This window comes from Nocardia sp. JCM 38205 (assembly GCF_058222935.1).
The window spans coordinates 436,824-452,996 of the sequence record NZ_JBYHFL010000003.1 but is presented as its reverse complement, the minus strand read 5'-3'; the positions used below and the strand labels follow the sequence as shown (position 1 = coordinate 452,996).

Below are 16,173 nucleotides of genomic sequence, written 5' to 3'. Positions count from 1 at the left end.
GGCAGAACGAAAAGCGAGGTTCGTTGGTGGGTGACGATCGGCACGGGCATTCGCCACGGCCCGGAGGTCGCGCCCCGTGGGAGCGGTATCCCGCGGCGGGTTCCCCCGAACGGGACGGCTCCGACGCGCCGCGCAGAGCCCGTCACGCCGACCCCGCGGACTCCGAATCCGCCGCGATCTCGGTGCAGGATCTGGTCAACCGGGTCGACAGCGAACGCATCAGCAGGCGCCGATCGGCCGAGCCCGGTCGCGCTGAGCCCCAAGGACGCCCGGCGCCGCAAGCGCAGCCGCAGCGGCCCGATACCGCCTCCCGTCAGCCGATTCCACCAGCACAACGATCCGCTCCGAGTGCGCGACAGTCGAGGCCGGCCCCACCACCCGCTGCGGCGGAGCCGCCCCAGCGCCGCGCCGCGCCGAACCAGCACCCGTCCGCCCCGCCCCCGCCCGACGACAACAGGCGGCAGGCCCAGCGCCGCGGCGAACCGACCCAGCGCCGGGCAGGCGATCCCCTGGCCGCCGATATCGCGCGCAAGTCCGCCGAGACCGGCCGCCCGCCGGCCGAGACCCCTCGTCATCCCGCCGAGGCCCCTCATCGCGGACGAGAGACCGGCGCGATGCGCCGCCGCCCCGAGAACGCTCGGCGGCCCGGCGATCCGGAGCCCGGGCCCGAGCGCCCGGACCCGAAGCGGCGTCCACAGGGCTCCGCCGCCGCTGTTTCGGGGGCAGCCGCAGCCGGGTCCGGCCGTGGCCGGCAATCCGGCAGCACACCCGGCCGCGGCACGGGCAAAACCGGTGCGTCGGCGGTGGTTCAGGACATCGCGGACGCCGCGGGCCGACGTGGCCAGGAGCCGCCCGAAGTCGTCACCGACGTCATCGCGCCGGTCGAGGAGACCGAGCGGCCGCGCAAGTCACGCGGCAAGTCCGGCGCCTGGCCGACCACCGATACCGCCACCCCGGAAGCCGTCGGTGCGCCGCGGCGCACCCGGCTCGCGGAGAGCAAGCGGCGCAAACATCGCCGTGCGCGCGTGGCCGGACGGGCCGCGCTGGCCATCTCGGCCGCCGTCGCGCTGCTGATCACCGGCGGTGGCTGGAGTTATCTGCGCGCCAGCGGCAACAGCTTCAACCAGGTCTCCGCGCTCGGCGACAACTCCTCCGACGTCATCGACGGCAATGCCCAGCTCGGCGACGAGAACTATCTGATCGTCGGCACCGACACCAGGGCGGGCGCCAACGGCAAATTGGGCGCGGGGACGATCGAGGACGCCGAGGGCGCCCGCGCCGACACGGTGCTGCTCGTGCACGTTCCGAAGAACCGCCAGCGCGTGGTTGTGGTGTCCTTCCCCCGCGATCTCGATGTCGCGCGACCCGAATGCGAAGGCTGGGACAACGAGAAGGCCGATTACACCGAGGAGACCTTCCCCCCGTTCATCGGCGACAAGCTCAACGCGGTCTACGCCCTCGGCGGTCCGCGCTGCCTGGTCTCGACCATCCAGCGCCTGACCGGCAGCACCATCAACCACTTCATCGGCATCGATTTCGCCGGCTTCGAAGCCATGGTCGATCAGGTCGGCGGGGTCCAGGTCTGCACGAACGAGCCGCTGATCGACGACGAGCTCGGCACCGTGCTGGAAAAGGCCGGCAAGCAGACCATCAACGGCGCGACCGCACTCAACTATGTGCGCGCCCGCAAGGTCTACGGCGAGATCCGCGGTGACTACGACCGCATCAACCGCCAGCAGAAGTTCCTGGCGTCGCTGCTGCGCACCGCGCTGTCCAGCAAGGTCCTGCTCGACCTCGGCAAGCTCAACGGTTTCATCAAGGCCTTCACCCAGGCGACGTTCGTGGACAAGGTCAAGCCCGACGATCTGCTGACCCTCGGCCGGTCGCTGGCGGATGTGAACGCAGGCGCCGTCACCTTCCTCACGATTCCGACCTCGGGTACCACCGCCTACGGCAACGAGATCCCCCGCGAATCGGACATCAAGGCCATCTTCAAGGCGATCCGCGATGACCGCCCGCTGCCCGGTGAGAAGCCCGGCGCGGCCGCACCGACCCCGCCCGATCCGGCCCCGGCCGAGCCGCCGTCCTATGTCGCGGTCGATCCGAGCACGGTCTCGCTCCAGGTGTCCAACGGTTCCGGTATCAAGGGTCAGGCCGGCACGGTGGCCACCAAGCTGAACAACGTCGGCTTCCCGATCTACAGCACCGGCAACTACGACGGCGGGACCTCCGCGACCACCATCGTGCGTTACGCGACCGGTTACGAGGCGGAAGCGGCCACCGTCGCCAGCGCCATTCCCGGCGCGACGATGTCGGCCGCCGACGACGCCAGTCTCGGCAGCATCGTCGAGGTGGTGCTCGGCTCCGACTACCAGGGTGTGGTGAACGAACCGACCGCGGTGGGCGGGGCGATCACCGATGTCGCGGCCGCCCCAACGAGCCCGAGCCAGACCGCGCTGCCGGCCGACCTGGAGCACATCAACGCCGCGGACGATATCTGCGCCTGAGGCGGCTCCAGCGATCTTCGCCGCGCCCGGCCCCGGCATTTCACCCGCTGTTCGTGACTTGGACAGCGCCGCGAACTAGTGTCAGTTTTCATGCGTGTCATCTACAACGAGCAAATGGCCGGTCTCGCTCAACTGTTGGGCGAGATGGCCGGTCTCGCGGGTTCGGCCATGGACCGGGCCACCCAGTCGCTGCTCCAGGCCGACCTGTCGCTGGCCGAAGAGGTCATCAGCGAACACGACCGGATCGCCGAGATGATCACCGACGTCGAAGAGCGAACGTTCGCGCTGCTCGCGTTGCAGGCCCCGGTCGCGGGTGATCTGCGGCAGGTGGTGAGCGCGATCCAGATCGTCAACGACGTCAACCGGATGGGCGCGCTTGCCCTGCATGTGGCCAAGGTGACTCGCAGGCGTCATCCGAACCACGCGCTCCCCGAGTCGGTCAACGGCTACTTCGCCGAGATGGGCCGGATCGCGGTCAGCATGGGCGAGAGCGCCAAGGAAGTGCTCGAGACCCGCGACCCGGAACGTGCGGCGCTGCTCAACCAGCAGGACGACGCGATGGACGATCTGCATCGCCACCTGTTCACCCTGCTGATGGACCGCGACTGGAAGTACGGCGTCGCCGCGGCCGTGGATGTCACGCTGCTCGGCCGCTACTACGAGCGCTTCGCCGACCACGCCGTCGAGATCGGCCGCCGGGTGATCTTCCTGGTCACCGGTGAACTGCCGCCGGACGAAGACGCTTGACCGCCTCCCCGGGATTCTCGGCCGGCCTCAGGCGCCACTGACGACGCGTCGGCGGTCGGCGGTTGGTCTCGGGTCGCTTCGTTCGTACCCGGCGAGTTACCCGGATCGCACGAAATCAGTTGTGGCGGTACGCAAAAAGAGAGGGCCCGCGCTGTTTGCGCGGGCCCTCTCCGCATCCTGCCGTCCCGGACCGGCGGCTGTATCCTGCCGCCCCGGAACGGGGATCTACCTCTATCCGAAGCGGCCGGAGATGTAGTCCTCGGTCTGCTTCTGGGACGGGTTGGAGAAAATCTTCTCGGTGTCGTCGATCTCGATCAGCTTGCCCGGCTTGCCCTGGGCCTCGAGGTTGAAGAAGCCGGTCTGGTCACTCACCCGCGCGGCCTGCTGCATGTTGTGCGTGACGATGACGATGGTGAATTCCTTCTTCAGCTCGGTGATCAGGTCCTCGATTGCCAGGGTGGAGATCGGGTCCAGCGCCGAACAGGGCTCGTCCATCAGCAGCACATCGGGCGAGACCGCGATGGCGCGGGCGATGCACAGACGCTGCTGCTGACCACCGGACAGGCCGCCGCCCGGCTTGTCCAGGCGATCCTTGACCTCGTTCCACAGGTTGGCTCCGCGCAGCGAGCGCTCGGCGACCTCGTCGAGTTCGGCCTTGTTGCGCACGCCCTGCAGTTTCAGCCCGGCCACCACATTGTCGCGAATCGACATGGTGGGGAACGGGTTCGGGCGCTGGAAGACCATGCCGATGGTGCGACGCACCCCGACCGGGTCGATCTGCGAGCCGTAGATGTCCTCACCGTCGAGCATCACCGCGCCCTCGACGCGGGCGCTCGGGGTGACCTCGTGCATCCGGTTCAGCGAACGCAGCACGGTGGACTTGCCGCAACCCGACGGTCCGATGAAGGCGGTGACGCTGCGCGGCAGCACGGTCAGGGATACGTCGGCCACGGCGTGGAATTTGCCGTAGTAGATGTTCAGGTCTTTGATATCGATCCGCTTGGCCATCGTGGGTATCCGTTCGCTTCTATCGGTTCCGCGTGAGCAGTTTGTTGACCGCGGCAGCGGCCAGATACAGCAGCGCGATCATCAGGATCAGGGTCAGCGCCGCGCCCCACACCCGCAGCCGGCCCGCCGGTTCCGGGTTCGCCAGCTCTTGGTAGATCAGCAGCGGCAGCGAGGCCATATTGCCGTCGAAGACGTTGAAGTTGATCGACTTGCTGTAGCCGACGAGCACCAGCACCGGCGCGGTCTCACCCATGACGCGGGCGAGGGCGAGCAGGATGCCGCTGATCATGCCGGGCAGCGCCGTCGGGATGACGATCCGCATGATCGTCTTCCACTTCGGCACTCCGAGCGCGTAGGAGGCTTCACGCAGTTCGTCGGGGACGAGTTTGAGCATTTCCTCGGTGCTGCGCACCACCACGGGCAGCATCAGCAGCACCAGCGCCAGCGAGACCGCGAACGCGCTCTGCGGGAAGCCGAGGGTCGCGATCCACAGCGCGAAGATGAACAGCGCCGCGACGATCGAGGGCACACCCGCGAGGATGTCGACCATGAAGGTGGTCACCTTGGCCAGCCGGCCGCGACCGTATTCGACCAGGTAGATCGCGGCCATGATGCCGAGCGGCACCGCGATGATCGCGGCCACCGCGGACTGCACGATGGTGCCGTAGATCGCGTGGTACACACCGCCAGCGGTCTGGTCGGGCAGCACGCCCTTCTGCGAGTTGGTCCACCATTCCGGGGCAACGATCGCCTCGATGCCCTTGCTGATCACCATCCACAGCACCCACACCAGCGGGATCAGCGCGATCGCGAAGCACAGCGTGATCAGCCCGGTGGCGATGTTGTTGCGGATCCGGCGGCCGGTGCTGACATGCCGGAAGGTGGGCGCCTTGACCGGCTTGTCGAGCGTCGTCGTGGTAGTCATCAGGAGTTGACCTTTCCGCCGGAGGCCAGCCGGGCCAGCGCGTTGACCACGAAGGTCAGGGCGAACAGCACGAAGCCTGCCGCGATGTAGGCGCCGGTGGGCAGCGCGGAGCTGAACTCCGCGGCCGAGGCGGCGATCCGGGAGGCGAAGGTGTAGCCGCCGTCGAACAGCGACCAGTTGCCGGCCTGGGCGGCGGTGCGCAGCACGATGAGCACCGCGATGGTCTCACCGAGGGCGCGGCCGAGGCCGAGCATGGATCCGGCGATCACACCGCTGCGCCCGTAGGGCAGCACCGTCATCCGCACGACTTCCCATTTGGTCGCACCGAGCGCTTGCGCTGCTTCGATATGCGAGACCGGCGTCAGCGCGAAGACCTCACGCGAGACCGAGGTGATGATCGGCAGGATCATCACCGCGAGGATCACGCCCGCGGTGAAGATCGTGCCGCCACCGGAGATCGAAACATTGCCTTCGGCGAACAGGAAGAACCAGCCCAGCTTTTCGTTGAGGAACCGCTGGACCGGTTCGATCTGGGGTGCGAGCACCAGAAAGCCCCACAGGCCGAACACGATCGATGGCACCGCGGCCAGCAGATCGATCAGCATCGCGAACGGCTTCGCCATCCGAGTGGGCGCGTAGTGGGTCAGGAACAGCGCGATGCCGACGCCGATCGGCACCGCGACGATCAGCGCGAAGATCGAGCTCAGCACCGTGACCATGAACAGATCGCGAATACCGAACCGCAGGTGGTCGGCGTTCGTGGTGGAGAACTCGGCGCTGGTGAAGAAGTTGGCCTCGTTGGCCATGACCGAGGGAACCGCGCGAATCAATAGGAACAGCGCGATCAGCGCGATGGCGCCGACGATCGTCGCGCCCGCTGCCGTCGCCAGCGACCGGAAGATCGTTTCGGCCCGCTGACTGTGGGGCTGTCGTCCCTTGACAGATGGTGTCTCGGGCTTGGGTTCGCTCGACATAGGCGCAGTATCTCCAGCCGCCTGCCGGCTCGTCGACTCCGACGAACCGGCAGGGGCCACCTCAGGGTGCACGGTCATGGCTGGCTGACGATCAGGAGATGGCGTTGATCGCGGCGGTCAGCTTGGTCTTGAACTGGTCGGGGATCGGGATGTACCCGGCCTCTTCCAGCCCCTCCTGGCCGTTGGTGACGGCCGAGGTCAGGAACGCCTTGACGGCGGTGGCGACGGAGTCGTCGGCGTAATCGGAGCACACGATCTCGTAGGTCGCCATCACGATCGGGTAGGCGCCGGCCTGGGCGGGCTTGTAGAACGAGGAGGTGTCGAGGGCCAGGTCGTTGCCCTCACCCTTGATCTTCGCGCCGTCGATGGCCTTACCGGCCGACTCGGCCGACAGGGTTACCGGCTCCGGGCTCGCCGAGGTGATGACCTTGGCGATGGACAGGTTCTGCGCCTTGGCGAAGGACCACTCGTTGTAGGTGATGGAGTTCTTGGTGCTCTTCACCGCGGCCGAGGTGCCCTCGTTGCCCTTGGAGCCTTCACCGACGCCGCCGGCGAAGACCTTGCCCGCGCCCTTGCCCCACGCACCGTCGGAGGCGGCGTCCAGGTAGAGCTGGAAGTTGTCGGTGGTGCCGGACTCGTCGCTGCGGAAGATCACCGCGATCGGCTCGGCGGGCAGCGCGGCGTTCGGGTTCAGCGCCTTGATCTCGGGGGCGTCCCAGGTCTTGACGGTGCCGTTGAAGATCTTGGCGGCGGTCGGGCCGTCCAGCACGAGGTCGGTCACGCCGTCGATGTTGTAGGTGATGGCGATGGGACCGAAGACGGTGGGCAGGTTCCAGGCCGGCGAGGCGCAGCGTTCCTGAGCCTTGGCCGGCTCGTCCTTCTTGGCGCTCAGCGGGGAGTCGGAGCCACCGAAATCGGTCTGGCCGCCGATGAATTCGCTGACACCCGCGCCGGAGCCGCTGGAGGTGTAGTTGAGCGTCTGGCCGTCGCAGTTCGCCTCGTAGGCCGCGGTGAAGCGCTCCATGGCGTTCTTCTGCGAGGACGCGCCGCTGGCCTTCAGCGATTCCTTACCACCGCAGGCGACGTTGGTGTTCGCCTCGGGGCCGCCGGCCGTGGTGTTGTCGTCGCTGCCACATCCGGCGAGCGTCATGGCACCGGCGGCCAGCACACCGACGAGTGCGCTGCTGCGCTTGAACTTCACAATTCCTCCGCATGTTGCGTAACTACTCGCCCGGCCCCTCACCGGCCCGGGCGGGTGATGTGGTGCGGTTCGCGGGGAACTTGCGCACCAGGCAGCGCGTGCTGCCCACAAGTAACGTAGATTCGCCCGGTTGACAGTTGGACCAGGCTGAGTGAACGGAAAGTGAACAGCCCGGCGATAACGGCGTTGACCGGTGTGACATTTGCCCCACATTTACTCGAACTCCCCGAATCGTCCGATTACCGTTCAGTTGGGTTGGGTGCTCGTGTCCGGTTCGTCCGGATTACCGATCGGCGCTCGCGCCGGCCGCGTAGGCGGCGTCGACATGGGCGACGGAGAAGCCGAGCCGGGTGTAGGTGTGCACCGCGGAGGCGTTGTCGGCTTCGGTGTACAGCAGCACCGCACCGAGCCCGCGATCGCGCAGGTAGTGCAGCCCGGCGAGGGTCAGCAGGCGACCGAGACCGCGGCCCTGCGCGGCCGGATCGATCCCGACCACGTACACCTCGCCCAGCGGCGGATCGAGCTCGGTGTGCACCTTGGTCCAGTGAAATCCCAGCAGCCGTCCGGGATCGCCCGCGTCCACCGCGAGGAACAGCCCCGCCGGGTCGAACCAGGGCTCGTCCCGGCGCAGCGCGATCTCGCGTTCGGTCCAGCCGCCCTGCTCCGGATGCCAGTCGAAGGCGGCGTTGTTGACCCGCAGCAGCTCGGCGTCGTCATCGGGACCGGCATAGGTGCGCAGCAGAATGCCCTGCGGCACAGCCAATTCCGGTAGCTCCTCGGTAGCCACATCGCGGCGCATCTGCCACAGTTCGCGCGCGATCGCCAGGCCCAGCCGCGCCGATACCGCCCGCGCGGCGGGCAGGTTGCCGTGCGCCCACACCCGCGCGCCCGCACCGCCTGCCTCCAGCGCCGCGGCCACCAGTTGGGTGCCGTAGCCGATACCGCGCGCGGCGGGATCGACGGCGGCCTCGGCCATCGCCGGATGCTCACCCCGCGCGGGCACCAGGTTGGCGTAGCCGATCACCGTCTCGTCGCGCAGACCCAGCAGGTGGCGAGCCGCACCCGGCTCCCGTAGCGACAACACGGCCTGTTCGGAGACGGCGGCCACACCGTCGGCCTCGGCCGCCCGTTCCAGCAGCGCACGCACCTGCTCGGCCGATCCGGCGTCGAGCCGGTCGCTCCAGCGCATCGTCATGTCGCTCACTCGCATACCACCCATCCACTGTGTCGTCGGAGATTCCGGGGTCGCGCTACCGCCAACTTAGCGGCAAAACGGACAATTCCCACCGTTGGTGAGCGGTTCGTTATCTAACGTGCCGTTATTTAGCGGTACCGTTAACCGGCGCCAGCGGAGTGCCATCCGAGCCGTCGGTCTCCTCCTCGGCGAAGGTCGGAGCCTCCCCCTTGGCGTTGGATCGCGCGGGCCGCACCGCCTTGTATCCGACATTACGGACGGTGCCGATCAACGACTCGTACTCGCTGCCGAGCTTGGCGCGCAGCCGCCGCACATGCACGTCGACGGTGCGGGTACCGCCGAAGAAGTCATAGCCCCACACCTCCTGCAACAGCTGAGCGCGGGTGAAGACCCGGCCTGCGTGCTGGGCCAGATACTTCAACAGCTCGAATTCCTTATAGGTGAGATCGAGCGGACGGCCGCGCAGCCGGGCGGTGTAGGTGCCCTCGTCGATCACCAGCTCACCGAGGGTGATCTTGCCGGTGCTCTCCGGGCTGGCCACCCCGCCGTTGCGGCCGACGAGCAGCCGCAGCCTGGCATCGAGTTCGGCCGGGCCGGTGCCGGGCAGCAGGATGTCGTCGAGCCCCCAGTCGGCATTGACGGCGACCAGGCCGCCCTCGGTCAGCACCGCCACCACCGGCACCGACGAACCGGTGCTGCCGAGCAGCCGGCACAGCCCGCGGGCGGCGGCGAGATCGGTGCGCGCGTCGACCAGGGCCACATCGGCGGTCCCGGCCTCCAGCAGCGAGGCCACCTCGGTCGGGGCGGGCCGGACGGTATGCGCCAGCAGCGCGAGCGAGGGCAGCACCGATTCCGGGTTGGGGTCGGATGTGAGCAGGAGCAGCTCCACAAGCACTCCTCCCATTTCGTAGCTACGCGAAAGCCCGGCATCGTCGCCGCGTGCCACGTCGCTGGTCACAGGTGATCGGATGCAAGATTAGCGCGTATGCGCCGATGAGCTTGTCATCCGGGTGAGCGGTCCGGTTACTGTTCATTCCATGCGCAAGCTGATTATCGGGCTGCTGTGTCTCGCGGGACTGGCGGTGGTCATCGATTTCGGCGCCGCCGCGTATTCGGAGTACCGCGTGTCCCGCTCCCTGCGCGAAGGCGCCGATCTCAGCGCCGACCCCGAAGTGACCTTCCACGGTTTCCCCTTCCTGCGTCAGGCGTACAACGGCCACTACGACAACATCCAGATCACCGCACGCAGCATGCGGCCGGACATCCCCGGTGAGATCGCCGTCGAGGCGACGCTGACCGGGATGCGGCTGCCGCTGGGCGACCTCGTCGACGGCCGGGTGCGCAGCGTGCCGGTGGACCACGTCGACGTGCGCATGCGGGTGGAACCGGTGGAACTCGGCCGCCTCTTCGGCATCCCCGACCTGCAAGTTCACTCCCGGCCCGCGGATAAATCCGATGGCACCGGTGGCTCGGGCGGTTCCGGGATGACCACCGCGGGCGCACTGGTGCTGACCGGCACCCTGCCCAAGGCGCCCGCCGGACAGTTCGGGGCGAAGATCGCCGGCGAACGAGTCAGCGTGCAGGCCGATCTGCTGCTGGACGGCGACCAGATCCGCGTCATCGCGACCGGCTTCTACCGCGGCCCCGAGGACACCTCCAGCGTGGTGGTGCCCGAGGACGAGGCTCCCGCGGTGCTGGCCCGATTCACCCGTACCATCGATACGAAGGAACTTCCGTTCGGCATCCGGCCCACCGAGGTCTTCGCGCTCGGCGGCCAGATCGTCGTCGAGGGCGAGGGTGAGAACGTGACGATCGATCTCGACAGATTGCGGCGACAATGATCGAAATCACAATTCTGGTGGTGATGCTGCTGGCCGGCATCGCCGTCGGGCTGTACCTGCGCGGCCGTGACGGCACCGTCCGCCCGGCCACCCTGGACAAGGACACCGACGAGCGAGCCGAACTGCTGGCCGCCGCGGGCATCACCGGATCCGGCCCGGCCGTACTGCATTTCTCCGCCGAATGGTGCGGTCCGTGCACGGCGGTGCGGCGCGTAGTCGCCGGTGTCACCGAGGATTTGGCCGATTCACCGCAGCCGCCGCGCGATATCGAGGTCGATATCGACGCCGACCCGACCCTGGCCAAGGCCCTCAATGTGATGTCGCTGCCCACCACATTCGTCTTCGACGCCGAAGGTCGCGAACGGTTCCGCATCTCCGGTGTGCCGCAGGTCGGCGATCTGCGTAGTGCGCTCACCCCGTTGACGGTCTGAAAACCCGCCGCCGACCTGCGGAGCAAGCCTCCTGATCAACCCGGGGTCCAATTCTCCCCGGGAATTGGGTAAACTGCCTTCCGTGCAAACCCACCGCGAGCTGATGCTCACCCGACGCCGCACAGTTGATCTGTGCCGGCTCGGTGGTTGTTGCTGCCTGTGCCGCTGATCGGTCGGCCCGCTCAGATTTCCTGACGCCGACCAGCGTTCGCCGCGCGAGAGATCCCTTGATCCCCCGGCGAATTGGCAAATTTCCCGCCGAACAGCACCTCGAGCGCAGGAGTACGCACGATGTCCACCGATTCCCTCAACACTTCCGGAACCAGGACCATCCCCGACGGCCACGTCGACGTCCGCGGACCGCGGTTCGTCGCCTGGGTCACCACCGGCGTCCTTGTTCTGGTGCTGATCGCTGCCGCCTTCTCCCCCGCGATCGCCGCCGTGCTGATCGCGGCCCAGGCGGTGGTCTTCGCCCTCGGCGCCGTCAACGGGCCCAAACGGCACCCGTACGGCCGCATCTACGCGAACCTCATCGCCCCGCGCTCCGGCCCGGTCACCGAGACCGAGCCCGAAGCCCCGCTGCGGTTCGCCCAACTACTCGGCCTGGCCTTCGCGGCCGTGAGCCTGCTGGGCTTCGTGCTCGGCGCCCCCGTGGTCGGCGCGCTCTTCGCCGGCTTCGCACTGTTCGCCGCGTTCCTGAACGCGGCGTTCGGGATCTGCCTTGGCTGCAAGATCTATCCACTGGTAGCCCGTTTCCGCCGGCGTTCGATTGGCGGTGCTCGCGAGCCCTCCGTGGTTACGCAAGCTGCCTCCTCCGGGCCTGACGCTCCCACCGCAACCCCGGCACCGAACTGACCCTGCAAGTCACCACCGAAAGGAACAACATGGCCCGCTCCGATGTCCTGGTCTCCGTTGACTGGGCCGAAGAGAACCTCAACGCCCCCGGCGTGGTCTTCGTCGAGGTCGACGAGGACACCTCCGCCTACGACGGCGGTCACATCGAGGGCGCCGTCCGGCTCGACTGGAAGAAGGACCTGCAGGATCAGGTTCGTCGTGATTTCGTGAACCAGGAGCAGTTCTCCGATCTGCTCTCGGCGCGCGGCATCTCCAACGACGACGAGGTCATCCTCTACGGCGGCAACAACAACTGGTTCGCCGCCTACGCGTACTGGTACTTCAAGCTGTACGGCCACAACAACGTCAAGCTGCTCGACGGTGGCCGCAAGAAGTGGGAACTCGACGGCCGCCCGCTGTCCACCGAACCGGTGAGCCGCCCGGCCACCCAGTACAAGGCGTCCGCTCCGGACCTGTCGATCCGCGCCTTCCGCGACGAGGTCATCGCGGCCATCGGCGCCAAGAACCTGGTCGACGTCCGGTCCCCTGACGAGTTCTCCGGCAAGATCCTGGCTCCCGCGCACCTGCCGCAGGAGCAGAGCCAGCGTCCCGGCCACATCCCCGGCGCCATCAATGTGCCGTGGAGCAAGGCCGCGAACGAGGACGGCACCTTCAAGTCCGACGACGAGCTGGCCAAGATCTACGCCGAAGCCGGCCTCGACGGCTCCAAGGACACCATCGCCTACTGCCGCATCGGTGAGCGTTCCTCGCACACCTGGTTCGTGCTGCAGGAGCTGCTCGGCCACCAGAACGTCAAGAACTACGACGGCAGCTGGACCGAATACGGTTCGCTCGTCGGCGCACCGATCGAGTTGGGAGCGTAATCAATATGTGTGCAGCACCTACCCAGGGTCAGGCCATCCCGGCAGGGGTGGATGTGGAGAAGGAAACGGTCATCACCGGCCGCGTGCTGAGCGCCGACGGCCAGCCGGTGGGCGGCGCGTTCGTGCGCCTGCTCGACGGCAACGGTGATTTCACCGCCGAGGTCGTGGCGTCGGGCACCGGTGACTTCCGGTTCTTCGCCGCGCCGGGTTCGTGGACCGTGCGCGCGCTGAGCTCGGCGGGCAACGGCTCGGCCGAGGTCCGCCCCGAGGGCGCGGGCATCCACAGCGTGGACGTCGCGGTCGCGAAGTAATCTCGCGGCCTTCAGCGGCCCCGCAGCCTTCGTCACGAGGAGGCTGCGGGGCCGCTGTGCGTCGGCCGGAGGCTGTGTGCACCGCCGGGACCGCCGCCGCCGGGGTCGTTTGCGTATCGCCGCACGGCAATAGCTAGACTCCAGATGTGGTCCTCTTCTTCGAGATTCTGCTGGTGGCCGTGTCCATCCTCATCGGGTGGTTCGGCCTGTACGTCTTCTACCGGCTCTTTACCGAATCATGAGCGATCTCGCGAGCGAGGGTTCCGATCCGGCCGAGCACGCGAGTGAGAACATGAACGGCAACGCTCCGGCCCCGCAGCCGGAGCGCCGTAGCGGTGATCAGGCGGTGGCCGACGCCGCCGAGCGGGCGAAATCGACCGGCGCCCGCAATATCCCGGTGCTGCCGGATCTGCCGCTGCCCGAGGACACCGCGAATCTGCGGCTCGGGCCGGATCTGAGCTCGGCCATGCTCGCACTGCTGCCGCTGGTCGGTGTGTGGCGCGGTGAGGGCGAGGGCAACGACCCCGAGCGCGGCGACTACCGCTTCGGCCAGCAGATCATCGTCTCCCATGACGGCGGCGACTTCCTGGCCTGGGACTCCCGCTCCTGGATCATCGAATCCGATGGGTCCTACGGCGGCCCCGATCTGCGCGAGAGCGGGTACTGGCGGGTCGGCACGGACGCCGACGACGAGGTCATCGAACTGCTGTTGACGCACAGCTCCGGCATCGTCGAGCTGTTCTACGGTCAAGCGCTGACCCAGTCGTCGTGGGAGCTGGCCACCGATGTGGTGATCCGCAGCCAATCCGGAGTGGTCGTCGGCGGTGCCAAGCGGCTGTACGGGATCGTCGAGGGCGGAGATCTGGCCTACGTCGAGGAGCGGGTGGTGGCCGACGGGCCGCTGGAGCCCCGGCTGTCGGCGCGGTTGCAGCGGTATATCGGCTGAGCTGTGCGCCTCGAACGCGGTACCCGATCCGGGTGCCGCGTTTCTTGTTTCCCCGGCTGAGTTTCTTTTCGTGTCCCGGATATGGGACGACCCCCGAGCCGTACCGCTGTGCCGGAGCACATCGGTCCCGATCGGACAAGATCGGGGACTCGGGGGTCGGGTGACTGCCTGGGATTCGCTATCAGCACATACTCGCCGAATGAATCCATACAGCGGTGGTGCCTTAGCGGGCAGCCACCTCACGTGTCCAAGAGTCAAACATTCTTCAGACCACCTCCTTCCTTGTGTACCGACGAATCTAGCCACCGGTCAGGATGTCGGCAACGGAATTTCGCGCGGGGCGGACACCGGGCCTTCCTGCCTGTCGGAAACCACGCTGACCTGCCCTGATGCGTCCACGTGCAGGACCAGATCGGCGCGGTGGCCCGGCGGCAGTTGATGTGTGACGACCACTACGTCGCGCCCGGGGTCGACCAGGCCGCTGTCCACGTCGAGCAGGGCGCGCAGCAGCTCCGCGCCGGCCGCGGCCTCGAGGTGCTCGGTGGGTTCGTCGAGCAGCAGCACCCGCGCCGGGGAGATCAGCGCCCGCGCGAGCAGGATCCGGCGGCGCTGCCCGCCCGAGACGGCCGCCGCGCCGCCGACCAGATCGGTGTGGATGCCCTCGGGCAGCGAGTCGAGCCAGGGCCCGGCGCCCACCGCTCGCAGGGCCTGTTCGCCCTCCTCGACGGTGAGATCGCCGCGCGCAACCCGCAGGTTCTCGAGAACGCTGGTGCCGAAGAGGTGGGCGTCCTCGGCGAAGAAGGTCACGCCGGGGACCGGGGTGCCGAACAGGCCCGCCCACGCCATCAGCAGGGTGGTCTTGCCCGCGCCGCTGGGGCCGGTGATGGCGATGCGGTGGGCGTTCGGGAGTTCGGGGAAGTCACCCGCCGGGCCGGGGAGCGGGCCCGCCTCCGTCCGGTCCGTCGACGTCGGCTGATGAAGTGCGGGCGCCCCGGGGTGGGGTGGGGCCGCGCTCGCGGTGGAGTCGAGCGCCCTTCGGCCCGGCGGTCGCGCCCCATCGCTGCCGGTCTGGGCGCCGAACTGCGGCGACACGACGTCGCCTGGGTTGTCCGACGCGGGGCTGCCGGAAGCGCCCACCGCGTTCAGCCGGGTGTATGCGGCGCGGGCGGTGGTAAGGGTTTGGGCCGCGGCCGGCAGCGGGCCGACGGCTTCGAAGGCCGAGAGTGGCAGCAGGACCAGGATAGTCAGGGCCATCGGGGTCATGGCGCCGGGAGCACCGCCGTTCGGGCCGTAGAGGATGATGCCGATGAGCAGGGCGCCGAGCACGCTCGCCCCGATGGACAGCGGGGTGGCGGCGGCCGCCCAGGCGCTGCGGGAGGCGGCGGCGTCTTCGGCGGCGACCGCGCGCTCACTGGCGGCGGAGGCGGCGGCGATGGCGTCGTCCAGACGGCCGGCTACCCGCAGTTCGGGGGCATGATCCAGGATGGTCATCGCCTGCGCGGTGAACTCCGCGCGGTCGGCGCGCACTGCCCGCTCGGCCGCGGCCGCCGCCCTGGCCGACAGCCACGGCGCGAGGACGCCCGAAACGATCAGCGCCACAGCGAGGATCGCGGCGGCGGCGATCGAAATGAGGCCCAGCAGCACCACGGCCGCGGTCGACAGAATCGCCGCCACCGCGACCGGCACGAAGGAGCGCACCACCACGGCGCCGAGGTCGTCGATATCGCTGCCGACGCGTACCAGCAGGTCACCGCGCCGCAGCTGGGTGGGCGATCGATCTGCCGGCGGCGCCGAGCTCTCGACCGGCTGCGTCGATGAGTACGCGCTGGTCTGCGGGCCCGTCGATGAGCCTCGACTGTTCAGCGGGCCTGTCGACGAGTCCTGGCCGTCCAGCGGGCCCGCAGTGCCGGCTCGCCCATTCATGTGCGCGTCCGCCGTCAGGGCGTGACCACGCCGGCTTCCGGTGGCCCGGAGTGCACGCGCGTTCATTGCCGGCACCGAATTCCGGCGCGGGAGCCACAGATTCGACCGCGCCAGCGTGCGATAGGTGGTGGTCCGCGCCGTCGTCATCGCCCGCAAGGCCACATCGTGGGTGGCCAGCCGCTCCAGATACCGGCACAGCCCGCGCGAGATGCCCAGCGCCCGCACCGCCACCACCGCGACGGTCAGATCCAGCACCGGCGGCATCTGCCAGGCCCGCGCGATCAACCACGCCGCCAGCGCCGCCAGCGCCAGACCGCTGCCCAACGCCAGCACGCCCCAGCCAACGGCCACGGCCACCCGCCACGGCGAAAGCCGCAGCATCGACCACATTCCGCGCATGTCACGCATGAGTTCACCCATGATGCCGCTCCACTCGCATCGGCAGC

15 protein-coding genes are annotated in these 16,173 nt (G+C 68.4%); 8 read left to right on the top strand and 7 right to left on the bottom strand.

Annotation, left to right across the window (positions count from 1 at the left end; genetic code table 11):
* Positions 1 to 614 precede the first annotated feature (614 nt).
* Positions 615 to 2,507 carry an LCP family glycopolymer transferase gene (locus tag AC4HOU_RS13860; RefSeq protein WP_490724669.1) on the top strand — a complete coding sequence of 631 codons (1,893 nt, stop codon included), beginning with the start codon at positions 615 to 617 and terminating at the stop codon, positions 2,505 to 2,507.
* 90 nt (positions 2,508 to 2,597) lie between these two features.
* Positions 2,598 to 3,254: a phosphate signaling complex protein PhoU gene (gene phoU, locus AC4HOU_RS13855; protein WP_163817240.1), complete on the top strand. Its 657-nt coding sequence runs from the start codon at positions 2,598 to 2,600 to the stop codon at positions 3,252 to 3,254.
* Between the two features lie 231 nt (positions 3,255 to 3,485).
* Here the strand turns inward: phoU and pstB are convergent, their stop codons facing one another.
* From pstB to AC4HOU_RS13825, 6 genes are all read right to left on the bottom strand, one after another.
* The gene (gene pstB / locus AC4HOU_RS13850; protein ID WP_163817242.1) at positions 3,486 to 4,262 is read right to left on the bottom strand and encodes a phosphate ABC transporter ATP-binding protein PstB; all 777 of its coding nucleotides are present in this window, start codon (positions 4,260 to 4,262) and stop codon (positions 3,486 to 3,488) included.
* Positions 4,263 to 4,281: 19 nt separating this feature from the next.
* The gene (gene pstA / locus AC4HOU_RS13845) at positions 4,282 to 5,187 is read right to left on the bottom strand and encodes a phosphate ABC transporter permease PstA (protein WP_163817244.1); all 906 of its coding nucleotides are present in this window, start codon (positions 5,185 to 5,187) and stop codon (positions 4,282 to 4,284) included.
* The gene (gene pstC, locus AC4HOU_RS13840) at positions 5,187 to 6,161 is read right to left on the bottom strand and encodes a phosphate ABC transporter permease subunit PstC (protein WP_228806918.1); all 975 of its coding nucleotides are present in this window, start codon (positions 6,159 to 6,161) and stop codon (positions 5,187 to 5,189) included. Before pstC ends, pstA begins: the two co-directional genes overlap by 1 nt.
* Before the next feature lie 91 nt (positions 6,162 to 6,252).
* Complete coding sequence (gene pstS, locus AC4HOU_RS13835) at positions 6,253 to 7,362, bottom strand: phosphate ABC transporter substrate-binding protein PstS (RefSeq protein WP_195006936.1); 1,110 nt, start codon at positions 7,360 to 7,362, stop codon at positions 6,253 to 6,255.
* Between the two features lie 283 nt (positions 7,363 to 7,645).
* The gene (mshD, locus tag AC4HOU_RS13830; protein ID WP_490724580.1) at positions 7,646 to 8,572 is read right to left on the bottom strand and encodes a mycothiol synthase; all 927 of its coding nucleotides are present in this window, start codon (positions 8,570 to 8,572) and stop codon (positions 7,646 to 7,648) included.
* A 109-nt stretch (positions 8,573 to 8,681) separates the two neighbouring features.
* Complete coding sequence (locus AC4HOU_RS13825; protein WP_490724579.1) at positions 8,682 to 9,446, bottom strand: winged helix-turn-helix transcriptional regulator; 765 nt, start codon at positions 9,444 to 9,446, stop codon at positions 8,682 to 8,684.
* A gap of 148 nt (positions 9,447 to 9,594) precedes the next feature.
* Between AC4HOU_RS13825 and AC4HOU_RS13820 the strand changes: the two genes are divergently transcribed.
* The 6 genes from AC4HOU_RS13820 to AC4HOU_RS13795 all read left to right on the top strand — a co-directional run bounded on the left by AC4HOU_RS13820 (position 9,595) and on the right by AC4HOU_RS13795 (position 13,804).
* The gene (locus AC4HOU_RS13820) at positions 9,595 to 10,398 is read left to right on the top strand and encodes an LmeA family phospholipid-binding protein (protein WP_194992173.1); all 804 of its coding nucleotides are present in this window, start codon (positions 9,595 to 9,597) and stop codon (positions 10,396 to 10,398) included.
* Positions 10,395 to 10,829 carry a thioredoxin family protein gene (locus tag AC4HOU_RS13815; protein ID WP_163817254.1) on the top strand — a complete coding sequence of 145 codons (435 nt, stop codon included), beginning with the start codon at positions 10,395 to 10,397 and terminating at the stop codon, positions 10,827 to 10,829. The genes AC4HOU_RS13820 and AC4HOU_RS13815 overlap by 4 nt, the downstream gene beginning before the upstream one ends.
* Before the next feature lie 291 nt (positions 10,830 to 11,120).
* Positions 11,121 to 11,684, top strand: a complete 564-nt coding sequence (locus tag AC4HOU_RS13810; RefSeq protein WP_228806959.1) for a DUF4395 domain-containing protein — start codon at positions 11,121 to 11,123, stop codon at positions 11,682 to 11,684.
* 29 nt (positions 11,685 to 11,713) lie between these two features.
* Complete coding sequence (locus AC4HOU_RS13805; protein WP_163817257.1) at positions 11,714 to 12,547, top strand: sulfurtransferase; 834 nt, start codon at positions 11,714 to 11,716, stop codon at positions 12,545 to 12,547.
* Between the two features lie 5 nt (positions 12,548 to 12,552).
* Positions 12,553 to 12,858 (top strand): DUF1416 domain-containing protein, encoded by a 306-nt coding sequence (locus tag AC4HOU_RS13800; protein WP_048832701.1) that lies wholly within the window; start codon positions 12,553 to 12,555, stop codon positions 12,856 to 12,858.
* 238 nt (positions 12,859 to 13,096) lie between these two features.
* The gene (locus AC4HOU_RS13795; RefSeq protein WP_163817259.1) at positions 13,097 to 13,804 is read left to right on the top strand and encodes a heme-binding beta-barrel domain-containing protein; all 708 of its coding nucleotides are present in this window, start codon (positions 13,097 to 13,099) and stop codon (positions 13,802 to 13,804) included.
* Between the two features lie 309 nt (positions 13,805 to 14,113).
* Here AC4HOU_RS13795 and AC4HOU_RS13790 read toward each other — a convergent pair whose 3' ends face one another.
* The gene (locus AC4HOU_RS13790; protein ID WP_490724668.1) at positions 14,114 to 16,117 is read right to left on the bottom strand and encodes an ATP-binding cassette domain-containing protein; all 2,004 of its coding nucleotides are present in this window, start codon (positions 16,115 to 16,117) and stop codon (positions 14,114 to 14,116) included.
* Positions 16,118 to 16,173 lie beyond the last annotated feature (56 nt).